The 16,778-nt window shown below is 35.7% G+C and carries 14 protein-coding genes; 5 read left to right on the top strand and 9 right to left on the bottom strand.

All coding sequences use genetic code 11. The annotated features are described in order from the left end of the window. Positions 1–63: 63 nt before the first annotated feature. Positions 64–1,254: a BaiN/RdsA family NAD(P)/FAD-dependent oxidoreductase gene (locus B176_RS0109420; RefSeq protein WP_017258558.1), complete on the top strand. Its 1,191-nt coding sequence runs from the start codon at positions 64–66 to the stop codon at positions 1,252–1,254. Positions 1,255–1,421: 167 nt separating this feature from the next. Here B176_RS0109420 and rodA read toward each other — a convergent pair whose 3' ends face one another. From rodA to B176_RS0109395, 5 genes are all read right to left on the bottom strand, one after another. Beyond that, positions 1,422–2,681 (bottom strand): rod shape-determining protein RodA, encoded by a 1,260-nt coding sequence (rodA, locus tag B176_RS0109415; RefSeq protein WP_017258557.1) that lies wholly within the window; start codon positions 2,679–2,681, stop codon positions 1,422–1,424. A gap of 5 nt (positions 2,682–2,686) precedes the next feature. Then, entirely contained in the window at positions 2,687–4,612 is a 1,926-nt protein-coding gene (mrdA, locus tag B176_RS19355; protein WP_017258556.1) for a penicillin-binding protein 2, read from the bottom strand. Next, a complete protein-coding gene (locus B176_RS0109405) occupies positions 4,609–5,124 on the bottom strand; it encodes a hypothetical protein (protein WP_017258555.1) in 516 nt (171 codons plus the stop codon). Before B176_RS0109405 ends, mrdA begins: the two co-directional genes overlap by 4 nt. Continuing rightward, positions 5,117–5,956: a rod shape-determining protein MreC gene (gene mreC / locus B176_RS0109400; protein WP_017258554.1), complete on the bottom strand. Its 840-nt coding sequence runs from the start codon at positions 5,954–5,956 to the stop codon at positions 5,117–5,119. Before mreC ends, B176_RS0109405 begins: the two co-directional genes overlap by 8 nt. 232 nt (positions 5,957–6,188) lie before the next feature. Further along, positions 6,189–7,370 (bottom strand): cation:proton antiporter, encoded by a 1,182-nt coding sequence (locus tag B176_RS0109395; RefSeq protein WP_026063252.1) that lies wholly within the window; start codon positions 7,368–7,370, stop codon positions 6,189–6,191. A gap of 298 nt (positions 7,371–7,668) precedes the next feature. Here B176_RS0109395 and B176_RS0109390 point away from each other — a divergent pair, with 298 nt between their 5' ends. The 3 genes from B176_RS0109390 to B176_RS0109380 all read left to right on the top strand — a co-directional run bounded on the left by B176_RS0109390 (position 7,669) and on the right by B176_RS0109380 (position 11,509). Next, entirely contained in the window at positions 7,669–8,097 is a 429-nt protein-coding gene (locus tag B176_RS0109390; RefSeq protein ID WP_017258552.1) for a GNAT family N-acetyltransferase, read from the top strand. A gap of 129 nt (positions 8,098–8,226) precedes the next feature. After that, the gene (locus B176_RS0109385; protein WP_026063251.1) at positions 8,227–9,303 is read left to right on the top strand and encodes an alanine racemase; all 1,077 of its coding nucleotides are present in this window, start codon (positions 8,227–8,229) and stop codon (positions 9,301–9,303) included. A gap of 385 nt (positions 9,304–9,688) precedes the next feature. After that, positions 9,689–11,509: a leucine-rich repeat domain-containing protein gene (locus B176_RS0109380; protein WP_193372304.1), complete on the top strand. Its 1,821-nt coding sequence runs from the start codon at positions 9,689–9,691 to the stop codon at positions 11,507–11,509. On the opposite strand, the gene B176_RS0109375 is transcribed toward B176_RS0109380, so the two are convergent. Together B176_RS0109375 and B176_RS0109370 are read right to left on the bottom strand one after the other, a co-directional pair. Continuing rightward, complete coding sequence (locus B176_RS0109375; protein WP_040540228.1) at positions 11,510–12,112, bottom strand: YdeI/OmpD-associated family protein; 603 nt, start codon at positions 12,110–12,112, stop codon at positions 11,510–11,512. 54 nt (positions 12,113–12,166) lie between these two features. Beyond that, a complete protein-coding gene (locus tag B176_RS0109370) occupies positions 12,167–12,553 on the bottom strand; it encodes a RidA family protein (RefSeq protein WP_026063250.1) in 387 nt (128 codons plus the stop codon). 304 nt (positions 12,554–12,857) lie between these two features. Between B176_RS0109370 and B176_RS0109365 the strand changes: the two genes are divergently transcribed. Further along, positions 12,858–14,351: a bifunctional ADP-dependent NAD(P)H-hydrate dehydratase/NAD(P)H-hydrate epimerase gene (locus B176_RS0109365; RefSeq protein ID WP_017258547.1), complete on the top strand. Its 1,494-nt coding sequence runs from the start codon at positions 12,858–12,860 to the stop codon at positions 14,349–14,351. A gap of 56 nt (positions 14,352–14,407) precedes the next feature. On the opposite strand, the gene B176_RS19350 is transcribed toward B176_RS0109365, so the two are convergent. Together B176_RS19350 and B176_RS0109355 are read right to left on the bottom strand one after the other, a co-directional pair. Further along, entirely contained in the window at positions 14,408–15,925 is a 1,518-nt protein-coding gene (locus B176_RS19350) for an amino acid permease (RefSeq protein WP_017258546.1), read from the bottom strand. A 299-nt stretch (positions 15,926–16,224) separates the two neighbouring features. Then, positions 16,225–16,776 carry a NifU family protein gene (locus B176_RS0109355; protein WP_017258545.1) on the bottom strand — a complete coding sequence of 184 codons (552 nt, stop codon included), beginning with the start codon at positions 16,774–16,776 and terminating at the stop codon, positions 16,225–16,227. Between the last annotated feature and the right edge of the window lie 2 nt (positions 16,777–16,778).

Raw genomic sequence — 16,778 nt, 5'->3', positions numbered from 1 at the left:
ATTAATGAGCGCATATTTTTAGCAAATATTACAGATATGATTTTAAAATGCCATTTTTGGAGTATGAATTACGACGCGGTTATTATTGGTGGTGGTGCTTGTGGGTTAATGTGTGCGGTACAGGCTGGTTATTTAGGTAAACGCACCTTAGTTTTGGAAAAGAATAACCAAGTTGGTGCTAAAATTTTGATTTCTGGTGGCGGGCGTTGTAATTACACTAACCTTTATACCGAACCAAAGAATTTTATCTCTGCAAACCAACATTTCGCAAAATCGGCCTTGTCACAGTGGACGGTGGACGATTCTGTTTCATTTTTTGAAACTTATGGCATTACTGGGCAAGAGAAAACTTTAGGTCAGCTATTCCCAACCTCCAATAAAGCAAAAGACATTGTAAATATATTTACCGATTTATGCGAACAACTGGATCAAACTATTTCCTTAGATAGCGACGTTAAATCGGTTAAACAAATAGAAAGCGGTTTTGGTATTACGTTCGAGAAAAACGGGAAAATCCAAACGGTTTCGGCCAAAAGTATAGTAATGGCAAGTGGTGGTTTACCCATTGCAAAAATGGGAGCCACGGATTTTGCGTTAAAGGTGGCGCAAAATTTCGGTTTGAAAATAGAGAAAACTGCCCCTGCTTTAGTCCCTTTAACTGTAACTGGGAAAGAGGAAGCCTTTTTTGCTGGCTTATCTGGGAATGCTATTTTCTCTAACGTGATTTTGCCTCACATTAGTTTTGAAGAAAATATTCTTTTTACACATTGGGGATTGAGTGGACCAGCTATTTTGCAGATATCGTCTTATTGGAAGCCTGGAGATAGTATCGTTATTGATTTATTGCCTCAACAGAATATTGTGGATTTAATTGAAGAGGAGCGGAGCATCAACGGAAAAAAACAGCTTTCCACTTTTTTGAGTAATTTTTATACCCGCAAATTTGTAGATGCTATTGCAGATTTTATTCCGACGCCAAAAAATCTGGCATCTTTGAGTAAAGATGATTTTACAACTATTGAGAACTTTATCCATCATTTCAAAGTGAAGCCTGCGGGCGATAAAGGTTACGATAAAGCGGAGGTGATGCGAGGAGGTGTTTCTACGGACGAACTTTCCTCAAAAACTTTAGAAGCTAAAAAAGTGCCCGGTTTGTTTTTTGGTGGCGAATGTGTGGATGTTACAGGCTGGCTGGGTGGCTATAACTTCCAATGGGCTTGGGCTTCGGGTTTTGTTATTGCGCAAAATATTTAGATTTTGAATAAGAGTAAAGAAGCCTGTAAGGCTGTTATACTAGATTCTCACGACTTGCCACTTGATACTTAATACTCGTTACTTACTACTCACTACTCACTACTTAATACTTAATACTTAATACTTACTACTTACTACTCACTACTTAATACTCGCTACTTAATACTCTAAACAATTCCCATTCGGTTCGAATCTAGCTTAATCAATATAAAAAGTAGGATGGTAAAGCTTAGCAAAGACGAGCCGCCATAACTTACAAAAGGCAAAGGAATACCAATTACGGGCATTAAGCCAACCGTCATCGCGATGTTTACAAAGAAGTGGCAAAATATAATACAGGCAACGGCATAGCCATAAATTCTGCTAAATGGCGAACGTTGCCGTTCTGCCAAGTGGATAATCCGCATCAGCAGAAATAAGTAGAGCCCAACCACCACAAAACTGCCAGCAAAACCCCATTCCTCGCCCACGGTACAAAATATAAAGTCGGTACTTTGTTCTGGTACAAAGTTGAATTTGGTTTGTGTTCCCTGCAGATATCCTTTTCCCCATAACCCGCCCGAACCAATGGCGATTTTAGACTGATTTACGTTGTAACCAGCGCCTCGAGGATCTTTTACCAAACCAAGTAACAGCTCAATCCTAACTTTTTGATGTGGTTTTAAAATGTTGTTGTAAACAAAATCAACACTGAAAATAAAAAGTAGGCACAGGATAAATCCTCCCACGAAAGTGGCAATTAAAGACCTGTACCGGCGGTAATTATAAATCAAGATTGCTAAAACAAAAACTAAACCTAAAATGATGTAGAGCTTTGAATATAAAAGGGTTAAGATGAATAAAAGAACCATCATTACACCCGCAACTAAATATAATGGCGATAAACCTTCTCGGTATAAAACAAAAATTAGAGATATAAATACCAAAGCTGAACCAGCATCTGGTTGCATGATAATTAGAATAACAGGTACGCCTAATATGGCTAGCGTAGGAAGTAAAGTGCGGAATTCGGTAAGCTTGGCATTGTTTACGCTTAAATGCCGAGCTAAAAGCAGGGAGGTTGCCCACTTTGCAAACTCCGAAGGTTGTAACCTAAAACTGCCTATCGGGATCCAAGCTTGGTTTCCACCTACATTTCTGCCCACAATTAAAACGAGTATCAATAAAAAAATGGTGATTCCGTAAAAAACGGGAGAGAAGGCAAACATAAATTTGCTATCGAGCAATAGAATAACTGCACCTACAATAATGGCAACAATGATGAAAATGAGCTGTTTACCAGAGTTATTCGCAAGGGTAATAAGCGCTTCGTCTTCATTATACACTGCGGCATGAATGCTAAACCACCCAATGGCCAATAAACACAGGTATAATACGATGGTTAAAAAATCTACGTTGAAGAAAAAGTTTCTGTTCTGGTTGTTCATTTTCTTTACAATGATTTTTTATTTTCTGGTAATGTTGCAGGTTGTACAAGGATACGGTTGCTTTTAGTGGTGTCTGGTTTTACACCCGGACGTACGTAAAGTTTCTTTTGCCCCGGTAAAAGGTTTGCATGTACCAACCTATCGGTATAATATTTTGGCCTGCTGATTGAATCTCTCAAATATTTTTCAATGATTAAACTGGCAATAGGAGCAGACCATGTAGAACCATAGCCAGCATTTTCTACTACTACAGCGATTGCGATTTTTGGGTTTATCCTCGGTGCAAATGCTATAAAAACCGAGTGGTTTTCTCCATGGGGGTTTTGTACAGTTCCTGTTTTTCCACAAACCTCAATGTCGTTGATTCTGGCATTATAAGCCGTTCCGTTAGGTACGTTAACCACACGGCTCATCCCTTCAATAACTGCGTCAAAATATTTTGTATCTACACCTGCAGAATTCTTTTTGGTATATTCTTCTTTAATAATCTGTTTGTCGCCAATTGCTTTAATCAAATGGGGTTTGTAATAAAACCCTCGATTTGCTATAATAGCAGTTACGTTTGCCATCTGTAGCGGTGTAATCCCCAGCTCTCCTTGCCCGATAGATAAGGAAATATTGAACGCCGATGTCCATTTATCGTTTCCAAACGATTTGGTGTAATAATCTGATGTTGGTATTAAACCTTTTCGCTCTGCTGGTAAATCAATGTCTAAGGTAGCGCCAATCCCAAATTTCATTACAGCTTCTCGCCATCTTTTATAAGCATTAACAGGTTTAGCACCGGTTTGGTCAATCATACGAGCGTAAGTGTAGCCATAATAGGTGTTACACGAAGTTTCTATAGATTGTGCTAGGTTTATGGTTCCATGTACGTGGGTACAGCCCATAAAACCTCGTCGGCCATAACGATAACCGCCGGGGCAATTATAATAAGTATTGGAACTAATTAGGCCAAACTGTTGTGCAACTAAAGCATTAATTACTTTAAATATAGAACCTGGTGGATATTCTGCTTGGATTGGGCGGATAAACATGGGTTTGAAAGGGTCTTTCAATAATTTCATATAATTATTTCCCCTTTGCCTGCCCACCATAATGTTTGGATTGTAGCCTGGACTACTTATTGAAGCTAAAATCTCTCCGGTTGCGGGCTCAATGGCTACCACACTACCAATTTTATTCTGCATCAGCATTTCGCCGTACATCTGTAGTTTTTTATCTAAAGATGAGATTAGTTTTTCTCCAGAAACGGCAGTGGTATCGTATTTTCCATCAAAAAAACTGCCTTGTTCACGGTTGTGTACATCAACCATGATATTACGTACACCGCGTTGGCCTCTAAGTAGTTCTTCGTATGATTTTTCTATTCCGGTTTTACCGATATAATCTCCCTGACTATAAAAGCCATCGAATTTTTCTATCTCTCTTTCGTTTACCTCACCTATGTAACCTAAAAACTGCGCAGAGGTGGAATCGGGGTAAAACCTTACCGACCTGTTTTGTACATAGAAACCTGGGAATTCGAAAAGTTTTTCTTGAAAAGCTGCGTAAGTTAAAGCAGACAATTGTTTCTGAAATAAAGATGCTCGGTATAAAGAGTAGTTCTTTGCTTTTTTGAAAGCTTTATCGAAGTCTGACTTATCGATTTTAATGAGCTTACAAAATTCAAGGGTATCCATTTCCTTTACTTGTCCTGGGATAACCATTAAATCGTACACCGGTTCATTTTGTACCAGGATTTTATGATTTCTATCTAAAATAACTCCACGAGCTGGGTAAATGATGAGTTTGCGGAGTACGTTGTTATCAGCAGATAGTTTATAAGAATCATCAACAACCTGAATGTAGTACAGTTTGCCCAATAAAATTAGGGCGACAAGTATAAAGATGCCTTGAATAATGTATCTACGCTTAAAAAAACTGTTCATTTACGTTGTTTCTTTCTAAAGAATAATAGCTCAGCTATAAAAATCAAAGTTAAGGTAAATAAAGAACTGAGGAATACCCTGCTTATTGTAGCCGGAATTTCTGAAAAACGAAATACTTCAAAATTTAAAAGAAAGAAATGGTGAACAAAGGTTAAAACCAATGCATAAAAGAAAAACCAACGAAAGCCCATTATAGCCAAAGTAGGCTCTGGGTCACTTTCGTAATTGTCTTTTTGCACCGTTATGCTGGTAATAGATACCCTTACAAATGCAGTAATTACACAAGAAGCGGCGTGTAAACCAACCGTGTCGTTGAAAATATCGATGTTTAATCCAATCAAAAAAGAAAGGAAGAACAATAGCCAGTTTGGAGTTTCGAAAGGTAATAAAAGAATAAAAAGAATGTACAGGTAAGGAGTATTTAACCCAAATAAAACGGTGTTTTTAAGTAGAAAAACCTGAATCAATACCAATAAAATGTACCGGATGATATTTTTGATGATACTATTCATTTAAGCTCTCCTTATTTGCCTGCTCTAATACTTCCTGCTCTGTTTGAAAGTTGTTTTTTATCACGTAAACGTATTGTAATGCGTAAAAGTTAGTCGCCAGTTTTACCGAAATATCTAAAAAGCTTCCGCCACCTTTAACACCCGATTTCAAAACAGTTCCAATTAATATTCCTTTTGGAAAAATAACACCTAAACCAGATGTAATCACTCTCGCTTTAGGTTTTAAATCTAATTGGTTAGGTATGTCAGTTAGTGTTACAGTGCTAGGATCTTTTCCTTCCCAAATCAGGGGCCCAAAATATGGTGTACCTTCAATTGACGAAGTAATTCGGGTATCCTCATGTAAAATAGACTGGATAGACGCGAAATTCTCTGATACATTCCAAACAATACCTACAACGCCACTGGGGCCAATAACACCCATTCCCTTTTTAATACCCTCTCTAGAACCACGGTTTATCGTGATGTAATTATTTCTCGAGGTGATGGATTTATTGATGACCTCGGCTAAAATATACTCATATTTTACGCGATGCACTGTGTCGGTTACCAGCTTGGTGACGATGCTATCATCTAAAAAAGAAGATTTAAGCTGATTTCTTAACCTAATATTCTCTTGTGCAAGGCTATCGTTAACCAAATTAAGATCTAGGTATTTATTTACGGAATTAACTTCCTGGTAAATACTGCCCACAATCTGATTGGAGGTATTAAAAGTACTTGCTCGTTGAAAATCGTTATTACGAATAAGTAATATAAACGAAATGGTTAAATAGATAATTAGAAAGAAAAAAGCGTTGTATTTGTTAATGAACCTCCAAAGATTTAACATAGTTTTTTGCTAAATATGATATTAGTAAGAAGGTTTTAAAACGTTATAAATACTAAGCAAATTGCAATTATGGATTAGTTTATGGTGGCTTTTATTGCGAAGCATCGTAATATTATGTGTGTTGGCGTGTAATCATCTCCATAAAAATAAGCGTTTATATCGATGTGTTCAAAGATATGAAAATACATATGATTAGAAAAATGCAAGAATTGGTTTGATTCAATTTCTTACCCTAAACTACCTGTTTTTCTTTTTTTGCACCCAATAAACCCACACTCATAATAATGCTGGTGGCTAAAATCATGAGAAATAATAGCCCGGTTTCAACACCATTGATTCGCATTTCTTTCGGTAAGTTATAAAATAACAATATGCTAATTAAGCCCCTTGGCGTGATGAATAACGTTGGACTTATTGGCATTTTGGCTACAAATTTTAAATATAGTAGGCGTATTAGATAGGTAGCTACTAAAATTAATAAGCCATACTGTAGTAAAGTGATGTCTTGAAATTGATCAATTACAATGGTAAAACCGAATATTACAAAAAAGAATGTCCGCATTAAAAACGCACTTTCTGCAGATAATTGGTGCAGTTGCACTAGATCTTTAGAGAGATTAGGATAGATAAAGTATTTTCTAAAAATTGGTATCCTGATCTCGTCAGAGTTATTTAAAAACAAGCCAAATGCTAAAACAATAATCAGTGCAGAAAGATGGTAACTTTGCCCAATTGCGTACACCAATATCAAAATAGAGATAATTAGGAAGAATTTTATGTTGTGGCTTATTTTACCAATTAGGTAAAGCAATAGCAAACAAGAAACGGAAGCAAATAGAAAAATCATCACCAATTCCGCTCCTAATGATGCAAATGCCGAGACGTGAAAACTGTCGTTGCTTATCGCAAAATTGAATAAAATAATTCCAGCTATATCAGAAAAGGAAGACTCGTAAATCACAAATTCTCGATCCTTTCTGTTAATATTGGCGGCGGACGGTATGGCTATTGCAGAACTAATTACACTAAAAGGAATTGCATTTACGAAGCATAAGTAATAGGTGTTCCCAGTAAGTTCGTGTAAAATAAAGGTAATTGCTACGGTTGTTAAAAGCAATATTGTAACGGCAGAGAATAAGGTTTTTTTAATCAGTTTATTTTTTTCCTTATCGTACTTTAAATCTAAGGCACCCTCAAAAACGATCAATATCAGCCCGACAGTACCCAATGTAGGTAAGATTGTTAAAAAATCAAATGTTTCAATTTTGAAATAGGTAACAACCTGTTTTAACCCGATACCCAAAAAAAGCAAAAGTAAAACCGATGGTACTTTAGTTTTTTTAGCAATCATATCAAAAAGATATGAGAAAATAACTAATCCACTAAGTATAATGAGTATGGTATATGTCGTCATAAATTAAGCAAACCTTTAATGGATAAATATAAATGAATTTTGTGATTATGGATTAGTTTTTAGTAGAAACCGCTCTGTGTAGCATTATTTTGATGTTTAGTAATTAATAATTAAATTATTTTCTTAAATTTGAAGACTTTCATGCCTGAGTATTCAGTAAGGCATCTTTCTTTTAATAATAATCGATTTATTGTTTGGATGTGCACTCGAAGCAGTTTTTAGCTGATTTTGTTTTTATGTCGATGGAAATAGAATAGCAGTGTGTTGGAATAACGATAGCGGTTTTAAAATGTAAAAAATGGAATTTAGAATTATAGATAAAACCAGCGGAGAAGACAAAATCTTCACCAATGATAGGATTGCTGGCTTTTTAGAGCTTCACTTAGAACATTATGGTGATAAAAAAGAGGATATATTAAAATGTATTGCTTATGTGTTTAACAAAGGTGGATTTATCGCGGTAGCCATTGAAGATCATGCACTTATTGGCGCAACTGTTTTAAATGAGACAGGTATGGATGGCTATATTCCAGAAAATATTTTGGTTTACATAGCGGTTGATGCCAGCCAAAGAGGTAAAGGTGTTGGGAAACTGTTGATGCAAAAAGCCTTAGACCATGCAAAAGGGAGTGTCGCATTACATGTAGAGGCAGATAACCCAGCTAAAAAACTTTACGAGCGTTTAGGTTTTACCAATAAGTATTTAGAAATGCGCTTGCAACGTTAGAAAATCGTAAGAACGTTTATATAGTAGGTTCTATAAAAATCACTTTACCTAAAAAAGTCTTTCTTGTAAAATTGACTGGTTGCGTATGTGGTTGAAAAATCTTACCCAAAAAAATAGATCAAAAAATTAATGGCTTATATTAATTTATATAGAAGCAAACTGCAACACAACTATAATATGTTGCAAAGTTGGTTTAAAGAAAATGAAATTGAATGGGGTGTAGTTTCTAAAGTGCTTTGTGGAAACCGCCTTTACCTAGAAGAATTGGTACGTTTGGGTGTTAAAGAGTTTCATGATACCCGCATCAGTAATTTAAAGATGATTAAACAGGTAGCTCCAAATGCTCAAACTGTTTATATCAAGCCTCCCGCAAAACGTAGCATTTCTAGCATTATAAAATTTGCAGATGTTAGTTTTAATACAGACTATTTTACGATTGAGATGTTGAGCGACGAAGGCGTGAAGCAAGGGAAAGTCCATAAAATAATCATCATGATTGAGATGGGCGATTTACGTGAAGGTGTTGTGGGAGAGCATCTGATGGAATTTTATGAGCAGATTATCCATTTGCCAAATATCAATATTGTGGGTTTGGGTACAAATTTGAATTGTCTTAACGGGATAATGCCATCACAGGATAAGTTGATTCAGCTTTGCCTTTATAAACAGTTGATCGAAGCAAAGTTTGATATCGAAATTCCTTGGGTTTCTGGTGGTACAAGTGTTACCGTACCGTTGCTGATCAAAGAGCAATTGCCCAAGCAGATTAACCATTTTAGAGTAGGAGAGGTGTTGTTTTTTGGTCTGGATTTATTTACCAACCGAACCATTGTAGGTATGAACGATGATGTTTTCAAACTTTATGCAGAAATTATAGAGTTGTACGAAAAACCAAAGATTCCCAACGGTAACCAAGGCTTTAATGTATCGGGTGAAACACCTAGCTATCCGCAAGAAGATTATGGGAAAAAATCTTACCGAGCTATTTTAGACATCGGATTATTAGACTGTAACCCGGCGTATTTGATTGCTGATGACGAAGATATTGTAATTATTGAAGCAAGTTCTGATATGTTGGTGGTGGATGTTTGCCAAAACGAGAAAAACTATAAGGTTGGAGGGTTAATCAGTTTTAAACTTAAATACATGGGAGTTTTAGGTATGATGAATTCGAATTATATAGATAAAATGGTTGTTGCGGATTAAGGTCGATACAGAGAAATAATCACTATTTTCCGTTATATTTACTTGCCAATTCAACTATTTACAAATGAATTTACCTATATTATTTTTGCTGATTATCAGTCTTTTAGGGTGCAAATTCAACCGCAATTCTGTTAACGAACAAGTTCGAATTTTTCCTAGTTCAGATAGCTTAGACCTACGAGGTTTAAGATTGAAAGATTTACCTGTAGATTCTTTCAGAAACAGAAAAATCACTTATTTAAATTTATTGGACAACTCGCAGGTAGATTTATATAAAGAAGAAAAGCTATTAAACTCACTTACGCTGCTTACAGATTTGCGTGTTTCGGTTGATTCTTTAGGGCAGATTCCCGTTTCACTTAGGAGTAAAATAAAGGGAGTGGAATTGAACTATTATAAATTTGACCGGGTTAAAGATGTTTTTTCTTTAAAGGGATTGAAATATTTTGCAATTAGGGAGAGTTGGGGTGGTGAGTACAGATTGACGATGAGTAGAATACCTAGAGAAATTTATGATGAAACTTCGCTAGAAGAGTTGATATTACCAAGTTTAGGTATCAATGAAATCTCCTTTTTGATAGGTAAACTACGAAATTTAAAAGTACTTAACTTATATAATAACAATATTTCAGAATTTCCTAAGGAGTTTGGGCTGTTAAATAATTTGGAGGATATTAATTTGCGAGCCAATAAGTTTACAGTATTCCCGAAAATCTTGTATAAACTAGCGAAGCTTAAGAAGCTTAACTTACTGTTTAGTTATATTCGATTACCTGATGATATTAATCGACTTAATTCACTTGAAGAATTAACGCTTAGCAAATTTTATGGTTTAATTATTCCAAAACAATTTTGTGAGTTAAAGAATTTAAAAAAACTGAGATTTGGGATTTCTAACGAAAAGTTGGTGTTTGAGAAAGACTTTTTTCCGGTTGAATTTTCTCATTTGAAAAATTTGGAAAGCATAGATTTAAGTCGTTGCAATGTAGAGGAAATACCAGAAGTGTTTTTTAGAATGACATCCTTAAAGTCATTGTTCCTTAGAAATAATTTGATTAAAGAAATTCCGAAAGAAATTGGAGATTTGAAGAATCTGGAAGATTTTGATGTATACAGTAACCCAATAGAAAGTTTTACTGATGAACTTACAACACTAACAAAATTAAAGCGTTTGGATTTTGGAGATACAAAGATTAAAGAAATTCCGAGTTCCGTCACAAAACTGAGTAATTTAGAAAGCCTTGATGTTCCATATAAAGTAAAAGGCTATAGTTACAATTTGTTATTGAATTTTCCGAAGTTGAAAGGACTAAGTTTGACATATAGAGGATTGAGACAAATCCCTAAATCTGTTTTTAGCTTTACTAATTTAACTTATTTGAATTTAAGAGGTAATCAGATTCAAGAAATTCCTGACGATATTAAATATTTGACAAAGTTGAAATCGCTGGATTTAAGCAATAATAAGATCGATAAAATATCTCCAGAGGTTTCTAAACTAAGTTCTTTAATAGGGATTAATGTCAGTAAGAACCCGAATATAGCTTTTAATGCACTTTGTGGTTCATTTTTAAACTACAACAAACCAATTTATGTAGCGTCAAACGAAATGGCATTCCCATTTTATCGATTTGGGATAAATTTTGTTTTAGACACCAATTTAACCGCCATACCTGAAAATATTGGAAATCTAAAAACTTTGGAAGAATTGAATTTATCCGGTTCAAAAATAACATCTATACCTGATGGAATTAAAGATTGCAGTGGGCTTAAAATAATATCCATGGTTCATGCCAGATTGAACAACATCAACGTTAATCTCGGTAAGATGAAAAATCTTAAATCCTTAAATCTTGCGATGAATAAAATAAAAGTTTTCCCCGAGGAAATCTGCGCATTGGAAAATCTTAAATTTTTAAGTTTTGGGAGAAATTCAATTTCAAAAATTCCTGCTGATATTAATGAACTGAAGAATTTAGAAGTTTTGGACTTGTCTAATAATAAAATAAGCATTTTACCAGCTGGTTTAGCTAAACTCCCGAAACTAAAAAGCTTAAATTTAAATGGGAATTTACTAAGCGAAATCCCACCTGAATTGTTGAAAAGTCATCATATATCAGAGTTTACTTTCTACAATAACCAAATAGCGGATAAAAAGATTTATAACCAAGTGAGAACGCAATATGGTAGATTGGTTATTGAGTAGTTAATCATTCAAACCCTTTCCTTCCAAAATCTGAGGAATAGTTTTTTCAACTCTTGCTTCACGGGTCTTGGCTTGTTTGGGTTGAGAAAAGAAAAGGTTGTAAGCCCGCTGTCTACCCGGTGTTAGTGCTTCAAAAGCTGTTTTTAACGGTATGTTTTGGTCTAGCTTGTTTTGAAATTCTGCCGGAAAAACCAAATCAGTGTGTTTTTTTAGTTCAACTTTTAATCCAGCTTTTTCAACTTCAATAGCTTCATAAACATAAGTTTTTAGCGTTTTTTCAATGGCTAAGATTTGATCTAAACTGGTAAATCGCATTTGACGGGCAGCTTGCACATTCTCACTCTGCTGAATTAACACGTTATCATTGTCTTTCAATAAAGCGCCTTTGAAAAACAGAACGGCACAGTATTCTTTAAAACCGTGAATTAAAACAACGTTACTATTGTTGAAAGTGTAGCAAGGTTGTCCCCATTTTATATCTTCAACCAAGGCACATTGAAGAATAACGGTTCTCAGTTTCTCCATTTCTGGTTTCCAATTTATGGTACTGCTTAAGAGTGTATCAACTTTTGGGTTCATCGGGTTTAGATTTTTTATATACATTTTAAAAATGAAAAACCAGTCGGTAACAAAAAAAGCGACTGGTTTTTCAATGATTTATCCTAAGATTGCTGTAATCTCAATTTCTATTAAAATCTCGGGATCTATTAGTTTCGAAACTTCAACCATTGTAGTAACGGGCTTGATATCTTTAAAGAACAAACCATGAGCTTTGGCCGCTTCTTCCCATTGGCTAATATCCGTTAAAAACATCCGTGTTCTCACTACATTTTCCAAAGAAGCACCGGCCTCTTCCAATACCTTTGTCAGTTTGTCTAAAATGGCTTTGGTTTGGTCGTACATGGTTGTTAGGCTGTTGCCGTCTTCATCTTTTGATGCAGTTGTTCCCGCAATTTCAATGGTGTTACCCACTTTTACGGCTCTGCAATAACCGATAATATCCTCCCATGGAGATCCGGATGTGAAATTTTGTCTGTTTTTCATATAATTTAATAAGCTTGAAATATTTTGCAAAATAGTTTTTTGAATTTGTTTTGGGAAGTATAATATCATCAATAATTAAAACAAATTTTGTTGTCTTTGTGTTTTCAGAATGAGTGGTTTATCTCATTTTAAAAATTATTTTTCAATGCTTGGTAAATGTGACGTTACCTACAAAACTTGGCATTTGTTTTGGACTAAATTTTAATTAATTTAGTTGATTTATAAATCGATTTACTTTCAAAAAAAAAGTTTTAATCCTAAATAAGAACTAGTTTTAATTCTCAAGAGGTTATTATCTGAATATATGCTTAAACTACTAACAGCTGCTCAAACGCGTGATGCAGATAATTTTACCATACAAAGCGAGCCGATGCAGTCATCGGAATTGATGGAGAGAGCTGCCGTTGCTTTTACCAAGATTTTTACTGACAAGTTTCCGGATAAAAAGAAGAGTATTTTAATATTTTGTGGTAAAGGAAACAACGGTGGAGATGGATTGGTAATCTCGAGGTTGTTATTTGATGAAGGTTATCATCAGATACAGACCTTTATAGCAGATTTTACAGAAAAATCCAGCGAAGATTTTGACTTAAATCTTGAGCGTTTGCAGGAAAAAGATGTTTCGATTTTTTACCTGAAACAAGCTAGTGATATCGAATTTTTAGAAGCTGATTTTTTAATAGATGCCTTATTAGGCTCTGGCTTAAATAAGGCTTTAACAGGAGAATGGCGTAACTTGGTCAAAAAAATTAATCAGTTTTCTGGCTATCGGATTGCCGTAGATGTGCCAACAGGAATGCCTTGCGAAGGCGAACTGTTTGATGATGTGATTGTAAAATCCGACTTTACCATCACCTTTCAAAGACCCAAACTCAATTTTTTATTACCGATTTCTAGCGCTTATATCAAAGAGTGGAAGGTAGCCAACATTGGTTTAGATGAAAATTTTATACAAAGCACCAGTTCTCCGTTTTATTGGCTGTGGAAAGGTGGTGTGCAACGCTTTATCAAAGCTCGTCAACCGTTTGAACATAAAGGACTGTTAGGACATGCGTTAATAATTGCAGGTAGTGATGATACTATGGGTGCTGCATTAATTGCGGCCGAAGCTTGCGTTAAATGTGGCGCTGGTTTAACAACAGCCATGATTCCACACAGTGGTTTGCAATCGTTAAACTGTCGCCTCCCCGAAGCGATGTTTACTAACCGCCAGCAATATGAAACGTTAGATTGGAATAAATTTAAAACCGTTGGAATTGGTCCCGGTTTGGGCACTGGTGAAGAAAGTCTATCGCTTTTGAAAACCGTGTTGAAAAACTTTAAAAAGCCAATGGTAATTGATGCTGATGCGATCAATCTTATCAGTGAAAACCAAGATTTGATCAAGCAGGTGCCAGAAAAATCGGTGTTTACACCACATATGAAAGAGTTTGATCGCTTGTTTGGAACGCATGACAGTTGGTGGAAACGCATAGAAACTGCATTACAGCAATCGGTAACATTAAAAGTATATATCGTTTTAAAGAACAGATATACCATGATTTTTACGCCAGAAGGGATCTGTTATTTCAATTCGTCTGGTTCGCCAGCAATGGCAAGTGGTGGTATGGGCGATGCTTTAACAGGAATGATTACAAGTATGCTTTCTCAAGGTTATGAGGTGGAAAGAGCAGTACAATTGGCTGTATTTACCCACGGATTTGTGGGAGAACAGCTTGCACAAAAAATGTATGTAGTACCCGCTAGTGTTTTAATAAAACAACTGCCCTACGCACTGAGGGAATTTTTTCTGAAATAAAACCTTGTTAAAAACCAGAGGCTTCCTAGTTTGGAAGCCTCTGGTTTTTTATATGATTATTCTTCGATTTTTGGTGCTGGTGGATCTTTAGGGTCAACTAAAATTCCTTTTTGCAATTTTGAATGCTTTTTGCTGTAAACAAAATAAATAATTAAGCCTATCAATAGCCATATAAACAATCGTAACCAGTTGATCCATCCTAAACCGTAAATCATAGCTCCACAAACAATTATCCCTGCAATTGGAACAAACGGAACCCAAGGCGTTTTAAATTGTCGAGGTAAATCTGGATTGGTTTTTCTAAGGATAATAACCGCTGCACAAACTAGCATAAACGCGAACAATGTACCTATACTTGTCATGTCGCCAACAATATCACCCGGAACAAAAGCTGCAAATAGACCTACCAAAACCAAAATCATCAAATTGGCTTTATAAGGCGTTTTATATTTCGGATGTAAATCACTGAACATTTTAGGCATTAATCCATCAGCACTCATGGCGTAAAAAACTCGAGATTGCCCTAAAAGCATTACTAAGATAACGGATGAAAATCCAAATAATATAGCTACAGTTACGGCCTGGCCAAGCCACGTATAACCTATCATGTATTTATTAATTGCGAAAGCTACAGAAGCTTCTTTTCCGGTAGTTCTAAAATCTTCTACAGTTGCAACGCCTGTTAATACGTGTCCAAACAAAACATATAAAATAGTACAGATTACCAAGGAGCCCAAAATACCTATCGGCATATCGCGTTTTGGATTTTTTGCTTCCTGAGCTGTTGTACTTACCGCATCGAACCCGATAAACGCAAAGAAAACTACACCTGCGGCACCTAAAATTCCCATAATACCTCCATAATCATAAGTAACTCCCTGTGTGTCGGTGTAGGTACTTGCTGCTGGGATATAAGGAGTGTGGTTCGCAGGATTTATAAATCCCCAGCCAATAACAATAATTAATATTACGATAGAAACCTTTACCACCACAATAATACCGTTAACCAATGCAGATTCTTGCGTTCCTTTAATCAGCAAAAGCGTAAGCATCGTTACAATAAATAAGGCAGGTAAGTTTATAAAGCCGGTACGTAAACCGTCTAAACTGGTTTCAAAAGGCGAATGACTAAGTTCAAAAGGTATGGGTTTTACACCCACAACGGTAACCAATAAGTTATTCAGATACTCTGTCCAGGCAATACCAACTGTTGCAGCACCTACGGCATACTCTAAAATCAAATCCCAACCGATAATCCAGGCAACCAGTTCGCCCATTGTAGCGTAACTGTAAGTGTATGCACTTCCTGCAATTGGAATAGAGGAGGAAAGTTCTGCATAGCAAAGTCCGGCCAAGGCACAACCAATTGAAGCAACTATAAAACCTATTGTTACAGCTGGTCCGGCGTGTTGTGCAGCTGCAGAAGCGGTTCTAACAAATAAACCAGCGCCAATAATAGCTCCAATTCCTAAGGCAACCAAAGAACTGGCCGAAAGAGTCCTTTTTAAACTTTTTTCCGATTCTGCCGCATCTAGCAACAGTTGGTTGATTGACTTTTTTATGAATAGACTCATTTTAGGGATGTTGATTTTAAGATTATCACTTGATAATCGCCGTCTAAAATAAGTTTAATTTGATAAAATATCTGGTTTTTTTTATCCCGAAATCTATAAAAAATCATCGATGTGAATTGAGGCTAAAAGATGGCCTGTTAATGTATAGATGTGGTTTTGTTGGGGGTTGTTTCTGTAAAAACTAGACTTTTACGTTGCCAAACTAATCTAAAATACACTATAGGTCTACTTTTTTCGGAACAAAAAAAAGGTCCTGAAATTAAATTCTCAGGACCTTTTCTGTGGTTTTTATTTACCGATTATAAAGCTTCAGAAACTACTTCTTTAACCTCCGGAATCATTCTCTGCAACAAACTTTGTATACCAGATTTAAGCGTGATGGTTGAAGAAGGGCAACCACTGCAAGAACCTCTAAGTTCTACGGTTACAATTCCGTCAACATAAGATCTATACGTAATTGCACCGCCATCTTGCTCAACAGCTGGCCTTACATAATCGTTCAAAATCTGCTGAATCTTTATCTCTGTTTCTGTTCCTTGGAAATCCAGATCTTCCTCTTGTTCTTTATCCTGTACGGCGTATTCAGATTCGATGGCTCCTTTTACAAACTCCTTCAATAAAGGTTCAATATCCGCCCAGTCAGCGTCTTCTGTTTTGGTAACAGTTACAAAATTACTTGCAAAAAATACACCGTTAACAAAATTGAATTTATAAAGCTCAGATGCAAATTTAGAGTGTTCGGCACTTTCTTTAGTTGCGAAATCTACACTGCCATTAATCAAAAGCTTATTTACAATAAACTTCATTGTTGCTGGGTTCGGTGTTGACTCTGTATATACTGTGATATTCATTT

It is taken from the genome of Pedobacter arcticus A12 (genome assembly GCF_000302595.1).
GTDB classification, from domain to species: Bacteria; Bacteroidota; Bacteroidia; order Sphingobacteriales; family Sphingobacteriaceae; genus Pseudopedobacter; species Pseudopedobacter arcticus.
The sequence above is the reverse complement of the archived record's forward strand: the minus strand, read 5'-3'. Positions and strand labels throughout refer to the sequence as shown.

What these genes read in the sequence shown, in the direction of transcription:
- B176_RS0109420 (WP_017258558.1), top strand. Translation starts at nt 64, where the DNA reads ATGAATTACGACGCGGTTATTATTGGTGGTGGTGCTTGTGGGTTAATG.
- rodA (WP_017258557.1), bottom strand. Translation starts at nt 2,681, where the DNA reads ATGAACAACCAGAACAGAAACTTTTTCTTCAACGTAGATTTTTTAACC.
- mrdA (WP_017258556.1), bottom strand. Translation starts at nt 4,612, where the DNA reads ATGAACAGTTTTTTTAAGCGTAGATACATTATTCAAGGCATCTTTATA.
- B176_RS0109405 (WP_017258555.1), bottom strand. Translation starts at nt 5,124, where the DNA reads ATGAATAGTATCATCAAAAATATCATCCGGTACATTTTATTGGTATTG.
- mreC (WP_017258554.1), bottom strand. Translation starts at nt 5,956, where the DNA reads ATGTTAAATCTTTGGAGGTTCATTAACAAATACAACGCTTTTTTCTTT.
- B176_RS0109395 (WP_026063252.1), bottom strand. Translation starts at nt 7,370, where the DNA reads ATGACGACATATACCATACTCATTATACTTAGTGGATTAGTTATTTTC.
- B176_RS0109390 (WP_017258552.1), top strand. Translation starts at nt 7,669, where the DNA reads ATGGAATTTAGAATTATAGATAAAACCAGCGGAGAAGACAAAATCTTC.
- B176_RS0109385 (WP_026063251.1), top strand. Translation starts at nt 8,227, where the DNA reads ATGGCTTATATTAATTTATATAGAAGCAAACTGCAACACAACTATAAT.
- B176_RS0109375 (WP_040540228.1), bottom strand. Translation starts at nt 12,112, where the DNA reads ATGTATATAAAAAATCTAAACCCGATGAACCCAAAAGTTGATACACTC.
- B176_RS0109370 (WP_026063250.1), bottom strand. Translation starts at nt 12,553, where the DNA reads ATGAAAAACAGACAAAATTTCACATCCGGATCTCCATGGGAGGATATT.
- B176_RS0109365 (WP_017258547.1), top strand. Translation starts at nt 12,858, where the DNA reads ATGCTTAAACTACTAACAGCTGCTCAAACGCGTGATGCAGATAATTTT.
- B176_RS19350 (WP_017258546.1), bottom strand. Translation starts at nt 15,925, where the DNA reads ATGAGTCTATTCATAAAAAAGTCAATCAACCAACTGTTGCTAGATGCG.
- B176_RS0109355 (WP_017258545.1), bottom strand. Translation starts at nt 16,776, where the DNA reads ATGAATATCACAGTATATACAGAGTCAACACCGAACCCAGCAACAATG.